Origin of the sequence: Streptomyces sp. NPDC059373, from assembly GCF_042751495.1 — a bacterium.
Lineage (GTDB): Bacteria > Actinomycetota > Actinomycetes > Streptomycetales > Streptomycetaceae > Actinacidiphila.
Window position 1 is genome coordinate 26,085 of sequence record NZ_JBHYXC010000021.1, and the last position, 9,713, is coordinate 35,797.

General features: G+C 69.6%; 9 protein-coding genes. 1 reads left to right on the forward strand and 8 read right to left on the reverse strand.

Features of this window, described 5'->3' with window-relative positions:
• Positions 1-20: 20 nt before the first annotated feature.
• The 7 genes from ACFXJ5_RS25385 to ACFXJ5_RS25415 form a co-directional block, all read right to left on the reverse strand.
• Positions 21-1,025 carry an ABC transporter permease gene (locus tag ACFXJ5_RS25385; RefSeq protein WP_384635307.1) on the reverse strand — a complete coding sequence of 335 codons (1,005 nt, stop codon included), beginning with the start codon at positions 1,023-1,025 and terminating at the stop codon, positions 21-23.
• A 107-nt stretch (positions 1,026-1,132) separates the two neighbouring features.
• Complete coding sequence (locus tag ACFXJ5_RS25390) at positions 1,133-2,746, reverse strand: cation acetate symporter (RefSeq protein ID WP_384635309.1); 1,614 nt, start codon at positions 2,744-2,746, stop codon at positions 1,133-1,135.
• Positions 2,743-3,195 (reverse strand): DUF485 domain-containing protein, encoded by a 453-nt coding sequence (locus ACFXJ5_RS25395; protein WP_384635312.1) that lies wholly within the window; start codon positions 3,193-3,195, stop codon positions 2,743-2,745. Before ACFXJ5_RS25395 ends, ACFXJ5_RS25390 begins: the two co-directional genes overlap by 4 nt.
• Before the next feature lie 82 nt (positions 3,196-3,277).
• Positions 3,278-3,952, reverse strand: a complete 675-nt coding sequence (locus ACFXJ5_RS25400) for a response regulator (RefSeq protein WP_384635315.1) — start codon at positions 3,950-3,952, stop codon at positions 3,278-3,280.
• Positions 3,949-5,121: a sensor histidine kinase gene (locus ACFXJ5_RS25405; RefSeq protein ID WP_384635317.1), complete on the reverse strand. Its 1,173-nt coding sequence runs from the start codon at positions 5,119-5,121 to the stop codon at positions 3,949-3,951. The genes ACFXJ5_RS25400 and ACFXJ5_RS25405 overlap by 4 nt, the downstream gene beginning before the upstream one ends.
• Before the next feature lie 28 nt (positions 5,122-5,149).
• Entirely contained in the window at positions 5,150-5,635 is a 486-nt protein-coding gene (locus ACFXJ5_RS25410; RefSeq protein ID WP_384635320.1) for a DUF1453 domain-containing protein, read from the reverse strand.
• 151 nt (positions 5,636-5,786) lie between these two features.
• Complete coding sequence (locus ACFXJ5_RS25415; protein ID WP_384635323.1) at positions 5,787-7,916, reverse strand: type IIA DNA topoisomerase subunit B; 2,130 nt, start codon at positions 7,914-7,916, stop codon at positions 5,787-5,789.
• 408 nt (positions 7,917-8,324) lie between these two features.
• Here ACFXJ5_RS25415 and ACFXJ5_RS25420 point away from each other — a divergent pair, with 408 nt between their 5' ends.
• Positions 8,325-8,558, forward strand: coding sequence for a DUF7455 domain-containing protein (locus tag ACFXJ5_RS25420; protein ID WP_384635326.1), 234 nt, complete (start codon positions 8,325-8,327; stop codon positions 8,556-8,558).
• Between the two features lie 81 nt (positions 8,559-8,639).
• On the opposite strand, the gene ACFXJ5_RS25425 is transcribed toward ACFXJ5_RS25420, so the two are convergent.
• Positions 8,640-9,479: a S1 family peptidase gene (locus ACFXJ5_RS25425; RefSeq protein ID WP_384635328.1), complete on the reverse strand. Its 840-nt coding sequence runs from the start codon at positions 9,477-9,479 to the stop codon at positions 8,640-8,642.
• Between the last annotated feature and the right edge of the window lie 234 nt (positions 9,480-9,713).

Consider the following 9,713-nt stretch of genomic DNA (forward strand, 5'->3'; position numbering starts at 1 on the left):
CTCCAGGTGGGTGGGAAAGGTCAGCTGCGTCCCTCGCGCAGCCTGCGCAGCGCGCTGTCCGCCGCGACGGCGGTGAGGATCACCCCTCCGGTCGCGAAGGTCGTCCAGTTGATCGGAACGCTGAAGAACACCAGCGCCGACGCCACCGCCGCCAGGATCAGCGCCCCGATCACCGCCCCCGGCACCGAGCCGCGCCCGCCCGCCAGCGGGGTGCCGCCGATGATCGCGGCGGCGATGGCGCTCAGTTCGTAGCCCTGGCCGATGGTCGGGTCACCGGAGATGAAGAAGGCCAGCGCCAGGACCGAGGCCAGGCCCGCCATCGACGCGGACAGCGCCATCGCCTTGATCCGCGTACGGACGATCGGCAGGCCGGTGAAGTGCGCGGCATCGGGATTGGAGCCGACCGCCCTGACCTGGGCGCCGAAGCGGGTGCGGGTGAGCAGCACGGCCAGGACGGCGGTCGCGACGAGCAGCACCCATACGGCGGTGGGCAGGCCGCCGAGGTCACCGCCGACGACCCGGAAGAAGGCGTGGTCCTGCGGCATGCCGCTGATCTGGCGGCCCTCGGCGAGGGCCAGGGCGATGCCACGGAAGAGCATGGCGGTGGCCAGGGTGGTGATGAAGGTGGGCAGTCCGAGGTAGGTCGCGATGACCGCGTTGCCCGCGCCGAGAGCGGCCGACAGGGCGAGTACGGCGACGGCGGCCGCCCAGGGGGACCAGCCGTCCCGGATGCAGACGGCGCCGACGGTCACCCCGAGTGCGTACACCCCGCCCACGGACAGGTCGACCTCGCGCATGGCGAGGGCGAAGACCATGCCGGCCGCCATCAGGCCGACGTAGGCGGCGTTGTGGGTGGTGCTGGTGAGGTTGGAGCGGGTGAGGAAGTCGGGGTGCGCGATGCCGACCGCGAGCACCAGTAGGACCAGGACGGCGGCCACTCCGGTCTCGTCGCGCAGGAGGTGGCGTACCGGCGACGGCTTTCCGTCGCGACGGCGCAATGACGCTGGTAATGACGACAGTTGCATGACCGACGGCTCCCGACCTCTGCGCTGTCGGCACAGCATCGGGGCGGGGGCGCGGCGGCGGCAATGCGATCATTCCGCCACATGGAACGGGCGCGCTGAGGGCTGCGTCAGACGGCCCCGGCACCCGTCAGCGAACGGACCTCCGCCTCGGCGTGCTTGCCCTCGTCGGCGGGTTCGGGCGAGAGGACCGTGCCGAGCCAGCCCGCCAGGAAGCCGAGCGGGATGGACACCAGGCCGGGGTTCTGCAGCGGGAAGAGATGGAAGTCGATCCCGGGGAAGAGCGCGTCGGGGCTGCCGGAAACCACCGGCGACAGGATGACCAGCAGCACCGCGGGGCTCAGGCCGCCGTAGACCGCCCAGAGCGTGCCCCGGGTGGTGAACCGCCGCCAGAACAGCGTGTAGAGCAGCGCCGGGAGGTTGGCGGAGGCGGCCACCGCGAAGGCCAGGCCCACCAGGAAGGCGACGTTCTGGCCCTGGGCGTACAGGCTCAGCACGATCGCCACCGCGCCGATGCAGAAGGCCGCGACCCGGGCCACCTTCACCTCCTCCTGTTCCTTGGACTCCTTGGAGCGGCGCCGGCTGCCGCTGCGGCGTCGCACCGTGGCATACAGGTCGTGGGCCACCGAGGCCGAGGACGCCAGGGTGATCCCCGCGACGACGGCGAGGATGGTGGCGAAGGCCACCGCGCCGACCACCGCGAACAGAACCGTTCCTCCGGTTGTCCCCGGCCCGCCTCCCAAGTTCATGGCGAGCAGCGGCACCGCGGTGTTCCCGGCCTGGTTGGAGCTGCGTACGGCATCCGAGCCCACCACCGCGGCGGCGGCGAAGCCGAGCACGATCGTCATCAAATAGAAGGAGCCGATCAGCCCGATCGCCCACACCACCGAGCGGCGGGCCGAACGCGCGGTCGGCACGGTGTAGAAGCGGGACAGGATGTGCGGCAGCCCGGCGGTGCCCAGCACCAACGCGAGGCCCAGGCTCATGAAGTCCAGGCGGGCGGTCCAGGTCCCGCCGTATTTCAGGCCGGGCGCGAGGAAACCGGCGCCGTGGCCGCTTCCGGCCGCAGCCGAGCGCAGCAGGCTGCCCAGGTCGCCATGAAAGCGCACCAGGACGAGCACCGTGAGCGCGACCGACCCGGCCATCAGCAGAACGGCCTTGACGATCTGGATCCAGGTCGTGGCGCGCATCCCGCCGAACGAGACGTAGAAGACCATCAGCCCGCCGACGCCGATCACCGTCCAGGTGCGGGCGGCTGCTCCCTGCCCGCCGAGCAGCAGGGCCACCAGACTCCCGGCCCCCACCATCTGCGCGACCAGATAGATCACCGACACGATGACCGACGACGTGCCGAGCGCGATCCGCACCGGTCGCTGACGCATCCGGACGGCGACCACGTCCGCGATGGTGAACCGCCCGCAGTTGCGGACCAGTTCGGCGATGAGCATGAGCACCACGAGGAAGCCCACGAGGAAGCCCACGCAGTACAGCACCCCGTCGTATCCCACCAGCGCCACCAGACCGGAGACCCCCAGCAGCGAACCGGCCGAGATGTAGTCACCCGTGATGGCGAAACCGTTCTCCAAGGGCGAGAAGAGCCTGCCGCCCGCGAAGAACTCCACCGACGAGCTGCGCCGCCGCCCCGCCCAGGCCGTGATCGCGAGGGTGACGGAGACAAAGACCGTGAAGAGGACGAGTGCCAGCCCCTGGTGATTGCCCGTCACCGCATGCGCTCCTGCGTGTCCCAGCGCAGATCGAGCGCGGCACGGTCCCGGCGCAGCCGCGCGTGCCGGGCGTACGCCCAGGTCAGCAGAAACGTTGAGGCGAACTGCGCCAGTCCCGCCACCATCGCGACATTCAGCGCCCCGGCCACCGGACGGGCCATCAGCCCGGGCGCCGTCGTCGCCAGCACGACATAGAGCAGATACCAGGCGAGGAAGGCGGCCGCCGCAGGAAACACAAACCGCCGGTACCGGCTTCGCGCCTCCTGGAAGGCGGCGCTCTGCTGGACCTCCAGATACACCGCCGTGCGGTCCTCACGGCTGGGCTCCTCATGGCTCACAGGAGCCTGGACGCCGGCATCCTGCTGCCACTCCCCGGCGGCCGGGACGACCTCGAACCACGGATCGTCCATCCGGAGCGCTCCCGGCCCGGTCCCGTCGTGCTCGTTCACAGACTCTCCTCGCTCTGACCGTGCGCCCCAGCATGGACAGATCGGGAAGATCCGGAGACATCAAGCCGAAACGTTCACCCCATTAGGTGACGCCATCCGTGATGCCGTGCTGATAGGCGTACTTCACGGCTTGCGCCCGGTCGCGTGCCCCGGTCTTGGCGAAGAGATTGTTGATGTGGGTCTTCACCGTCGTGACGCTCACATACAGCCGCGAGGCGATCTCGGAGTTCGACAGCCCCTGTGCGACCAGTGCCAGCACCTCGGCCTCACGAACCGTCAGCCCGTCGGGCAGCTCCGGCACCTCGGGGACGCCAGGACTCTCGCCCGCCTCCGCCCCCTGCGCCGACAGCCGCTCCAACAGCCTCCGTTGCACCTGTGGCGCGAGTCCGGCCTCGCCCGCCACCACGGCCTTGATCGCCCGTGCGATCTCGTCTCCCCCGGCGTCCTTGGTCAGATACCCGCGGGCCCCCGCCCGCAGCGCCGGGAACAACGAGTTGTCATCGGCATACGTGGTCAGGACGACCACTTGCGTGCCCGGGTACTCTGCCCGGATCCGGCGGGTGGCCTCCACGCCGTCACAGCGCGGCATCCGCAGATCCATCAGTACGACCTCGGGCCCGAGCTCGCCCACCAGTTGCACCGCCTCCTCCCCGTCCGCCGCCGCACCCACCACCTCGATGTCCGGCAGCAACCCCAACAGCATCACGATCCCTTCACGCACCACCGTCTGGTCGTCCGCGACCAACACCCGCGTCATGCGGGCACCCTCAGGCGCACCACGAAACCCTCCTCGGCCGGTCCGGCGTCCAGCGCGCCGCCCAGCAGCTCGGCGCGCTCCCGCATCCCCCGAAGACCGTATCCGGCGCCCGACGCCTCCAGAGAGTTATCCACAGGGCGCCTGCCGCCAGAGTCCCGCACCACCAGCTCCACTTCCCGGGGCCGGTACTCCAGCCGCAGGTCGACCTTCGCGCCCGGCGCATGCTTGCGTACGTTCGTCATCGCCTCCTGCGCCACCCGCCGCACCGCGAGCCCGGCCTCGGCCGGCAGCGCCCGGCTCTCCCCCGCCAGCTCCAGCCCGGCTCCCTCGATGGAGACCAGCTCCCGCAGAAACTCCTCGACAGGCGCCATCTCACCCCGCAGCGCCGACAGCGCCTGCCGGGTCTCGGCCAGCCCCTCGCGTGCCATCCGGCGCGCATCGATCACCCTGCGAAGCACCTCCTCGCGTTCGGCGCCCCGTTCGATCAGCATCCGGGCCGCCTCAAGATGCACCGCCTGCGCCGACAGGCTGTGCGCCAGTACGTCGTGGATCTCCCGTGCGATCCGCGCCCGCTCGGCCAGCGCCGCGCTCTCCGCCTCCGCCTTCCGGATGGCCCGCTCCTGAACGAGGAGCCGCTGGGTGTTGCCCCTGGCCTCCGAGTCCAGCCGGCTCACATAACCCACGAGGACGATCCCGGCCGAGGTCAGGACGCCTGTCAGCGCGTTGTCACTGCCTTGCATCACGCCGTAGGACGTGAGCGCCGCCACGGCCATCGGCAGCGCGGCGAAGAGCGGGAGCCGCCCCATGGCGACGACGGTGCTGCCGAACCACAGCGCCGCCGCGGCGAAGCCACTGCCCGCCGCATGGGCCACGAAGCCCCCGCCGACCAGCGCCGCCAGGAGACCGACGGACGGCCACAGCCGGTGCTCCAGCGTCATCCGGAAGTACGCCCACAGCACGGCCCCCGCGGCACCGAAGCCGCAGAGCGCCTCGGCCACGAGTCCGACGGAGGGCCAGCCACGCACCTCGGCGTCCGCGATCGCAGCCCACAGCAGCCCGCCCAGGGTCAAAATCCGTGTCAGCCAGGCGAGAGCCCGCCGGACACCCGTCCGAGCCTCCCGCGAGAGCGCCTCCCGCGACGGCCAGACCAGCCACGTCTCCAACGGCATTGGCAGAACCTCCGCGACACCCACGGGATCAGTCGGCGACGCTGACACGGTATGCCGGGGCCTCCGCCCGCGCCCGCCACAGCAGGACCCCGGTCCGGACCAGCAGCGAAGCCGCCATGGCCATCATGAACGAGCCGCTCCCGCTCCGGACACCTATCAGCGCGCCGATCCCTATCAGACCTACGCGCAGCGCTGTCCCGCCGACCCACACCAACGCGGTCGCCTTCGTGCCCTTGGCCCACACCACGCCCGACGCGTCCCGCCACACGCGGGTCGTCCAGGCCCACGCCACACCTATCGCCGCGCCGGAAGCGATTTCGGCGACGAGCATCGCCACCGCCTGCGCCCGGTGATCCGGGTCGATCAGGTCGGGCCTGCGAGCCGCGAAAAAGGCAAGGACCACGGGAGCGACCCACCAGCGGCCGCCACCGGTCACTTGCCGCGCCGAGAACTGCTGCACCAACACATAGCCGAAGACGGCGAGAACAACGACAGCGGTGACCGGTTCGGACATCGCGGCGACACCTCCGGGGAGCGGGAAGACCATCCGTCTTCGACTTCTTCGACGCTACGCGGAAGCCCAGGTCAGGGGATCAAACCGGAGGTGGAGCCAGGGTGGAGACCGCTTCTCCACCCACGGGTGGAGAAACGGTCCCGAGGACCTGTCACGCGTCGATACGCGAACGGTCCAGCGTTGCGGCCGAATTGGTGATGAATTCCTTGCGCGGGGCGACGTCATTTCCCATCAGCAGGTCGAAGGCCTGCTCCGCGGCCTCCAGATCGCTGATGTTGATCCGCCGCAGGGTGCGGTGGCGGGGATCCATCGTGGTCTCCGCGAGCTGGTCGGCGTCCATCTCTCCGAGACCCTTATAGCGCTGGATGCTGTCCTTGTAGCGGACGTTCCGGCGCTGGAGGTCCATCAGGGTCTGCCGCAGCTCGTTGTCGGAGTACGTGTAGATGTACTTTTCCTGGCCCTTCCGGGGGTTGCTCAGCTCGATACGGTGCAGCGGCGGCACCGCCGAGAAGATCCGTCCCTGCTCGACCATCGGTCGCATGTACCGCTGAAACAAAGTGAGCAGAAGGATACGGATGTGTGCACCATCGACATCGGCGTCGGCGAGGAAAATGACCTTTCCGTATCGCGCCTGGTCGATATCGAAAGTCCGGCCGGAACCGGCTCCTATCACCTGGATGATCGCGCCGCATTCGGCGTTCTTCAGCATGTCCGAGATCGACGACTTCTGGACGTTCAGAATCTTGCCGCGGATCGGCAGCAGCGCCTGGAACTCCGAGTTGCGCGCCAGCTTGGCCGTGCCGAGCGCCGAGTCGCCCTCGACGATGAAGAGTTCGCTGCGGTCCACGTTGTCGCTGCGGCAGTCGGCGAGCTTGGCCGGCAGCGACGAGGACTCGAGCGCGGTCTTACGGCGCTGCGCCTCCTTGTGCTGCCGGGCGGCGATCCGCGTACGGGCGGCGGCGACCGCCTTCTCCAGGACCGCGCGGGCCTGCTGCTTGTCGTCGCGCTTGGTGGAGGTCAGGAAGGCCTTGAGCTCCCTGGAGACCACGTTCGCGACGATGCGGTTGGCCGCCGAGGTGCCCAGCACCTCCTTGGTCTGGCCCTCGAACTGCGGCTCGGCGAGCCGCACCGTGACGACCGCGGTCATGCCCTCCAGGGCGTCGTCCTTGACGACGTCGTCCTCGGCGACGCGCAACAGCTTGCTGGAGCGCAGCACCTCGTTGACCGTCTTGGCGATGGCGCTCTCGAAGCCCCTGACGTGGGTGCCGCCCTTGGGGGTGGCGATGATGTTGACGAAGGAGCGCAGCGTGCTGTCGTATCCGGTGCCCCAGCGCAGAGCGATGTCCACGCCGAGTTCGCGGGTGACCTCGGTGGCGGTCATGTGGCCGCGGTCGTCGAGGACGGGGACGGTCTCCTTGAAGGTGCCGCTGCCGGTGAGCCGCAGGACGTCGCAGATGGGCTTGTCCTGGGCGAGGTAGTCGCAGAACTCGCTGATGCCGCCGTCGAAGTGGAAGACCTCCTCGACCGCGCCGCCCTCTCCTTCCCCTGCCGGCCCCCGCTCGTCGCGTACGACGATGGTCAGGCCCGGCACCAGGAAGGCGGTCTGGCGGGCGCGCTGGTGGAGGTGCTCCAGGGAGAGCTTGGCGTCCTTCAGGAAGATCTGGCGGTCGGCCCAGTAGCGGACGCGGGTGCCGGTACGGGTCCTGGGGACCTTCTTGGTCTTGCTGAGGCCGCTGGCGGGGTCGAAGGGCGCGTCGGGGCCGGCCTCGGTGAAGATCCCGGGGACGCCTCGGCGGAAGCTGATGGCGTGGGTGTGGCCGCTGCGGTCCACCTCGACGTCGAGCCGCGCGGACAGCGCGTTGACCACGGAGGCGCCGACGCCGTGCAGACCGCCGGAGGCGGCGTAGGAGCCGCCGCCGAACTTGCCGCCGGCGTGCAGCTTGGTCATGACGACCTCAATGCCGGACAGGCCGGTCTTGGGCTCGAGGTCCACCGGGATGCCCCGGCCGTTGTCGCGGACCTCGACGGAGCCGTCCTCGTGGAGCAGGACCTCGATGCGGTCGCAGTGGCCGCCCAGGGCTTCGTCGACCGAGTTGTCGATGATCTCCCACACGCAGTGCATGAGGCCTCGACTGTCGGTCGAGCCGATGTACATGCCGGGGCGCTTGCGGACCGCTTCGAGGCCTTCGAGTACGAGCAGGTGCCGCGCGGTGTAGTTGGAGCCGTCGCGATCTGCACCGGTCAGCAGCGCGGTGGACGGCACGGATGTTTCGGCGGTCACGCGGGCGTCTCCTCGATGAAGTTCTTCAAGCCGTGTCGGTGAGAGGGTACCGAGACCCGGTGGAGCGGGTTCCCCGCGACCCGGTACGGGGCCACATGCTAGCCCTCGATCGATCGTACGTTCGATCCCTCTTTCGAGTGATACACATGTCACGTTCCCATAGAGGCATGAACCATTTAGGCTCCGGGCACGTCCTCATCATCAACCGGCAAGCCAGCCGGGGGGATGAAACCGGACAGATCAACCTAAAAACGACAACGAGCGCACCAGAGACCTATTCGCCGCCAATCGGTAGCATCCGGCACATACGAGAATCGTTTTCGAGGAAAAGCCACGAGCGGGAACGTTTTCGGCCTGGTTGGATGTTGACCCTGGTACGACAGCTCGTCGAGCTAGAGAAGAGGCGACGTGACTACTGTTCTGACCCCCGCAAGCCCGCTGACGGCGGCAGACCGCTGCGACCGTTGCGGCGCCCAGGCCTACCTGCGCGTCGTTCTGATCAGCGGCGGCGAGCTGCTCTTCTGCGCGCATCACGGGCGTAAGTTCGAACCCGAACTGAAGAAGATCGCATCGGAAATACAGGACGAGACCGGTCGCCTGACCGACTCTCCGGCTGCCGCGGCGCCCGACGACGAACACTGACGAATAGTTCCTGCGACGAGCTCTGTACGTACGGGCGGCCTCCCCCCGTGGGAGGCCGCCCGTACGCGTACCCGGATCACGTCACGAGGAGTGGGCCGCGACCATCCCCGCGACGGCTGACACGCGCGTGTAGACCCCCGGATGCTCGGGGTCGGCGCAGCCGGCGCCCCAGGAGACCAGGCCCACCAGCTTCCCGCCGGCGACCAGCGGGCCCCCACTGTCGCCCTGACAGGCGTCGTGGCCGCCCGTGGGGTCCCCGGCGCAGACCATGTCCCGGCGGTTGTACGTACCGTCCCCACTGCCCGGGTAGGCCTGCTCGCAGGTCTCGTCGGCCAGCACCGTCACCCCGGTGGCCCGCAGCACCGTCGAATAGCTCGCGTAGCCCGTGGTGTCGCCCCAGCCGTACACCTCGGCCGCGGTGCCCGCGCGGTAGTCCTGGGTGTCATCGGCGCCGGCCATGCGGATGGCCGAGGCGGCCGGCAGCGGCTCGCCCAGTGTGACGACCGCCACATCGCCGCTGTTGGTCACCGCGTCGTAGTCCGGATTGACCCAGACGTTGCTCACGTCGGTCTCACGGCCCGATGTGCCGCTCAGATCGGTGCGCCCGAAGATGATCCGTAGATCGGGCACGTCCGACCAGTCACCGCCGAGCGCGGCCTGGCCGAAGCAGTGCGCCGCACTGACCACCGTCGTGGGACCGACGAGGACACCGCCGCAGAACTGACCCGACCGCGCCGCGCCGAACCGGGACTGACTGGCCACCGCCACCGTCCAGGGATACCGCTCGGCCGTCACCGGGCTCCCCCCGATGATGCTGCGGTCGGAATCCCCTGCCTGGGCCGCAGAGGCCCCCAATGGCACCGCCAGGACCGGTAGCAGCGCCACCAGCCCGCCGAGCAGCGCGCGGAACGAGGAACGCATGCACTCTCCTGACCCGGATCTGACCTTATGGATATCCACGAATACCCAGAGTGATACAGGCGGGCCGAGTGCGCATCCGGAGCAGCCCGCACGAGTGGCGGAAAGACGACGGGCCCGGGTGCGCCCCCCGGGGGGGCGGGGCCGGAAGGAAAACCCCCGCGGGGGTGCCGGGGGGGGCCCCGAAACAGGGTGGCGGAGGGGGGGGGGAGGGTGGAAAACGGCATGGGGGAGCGC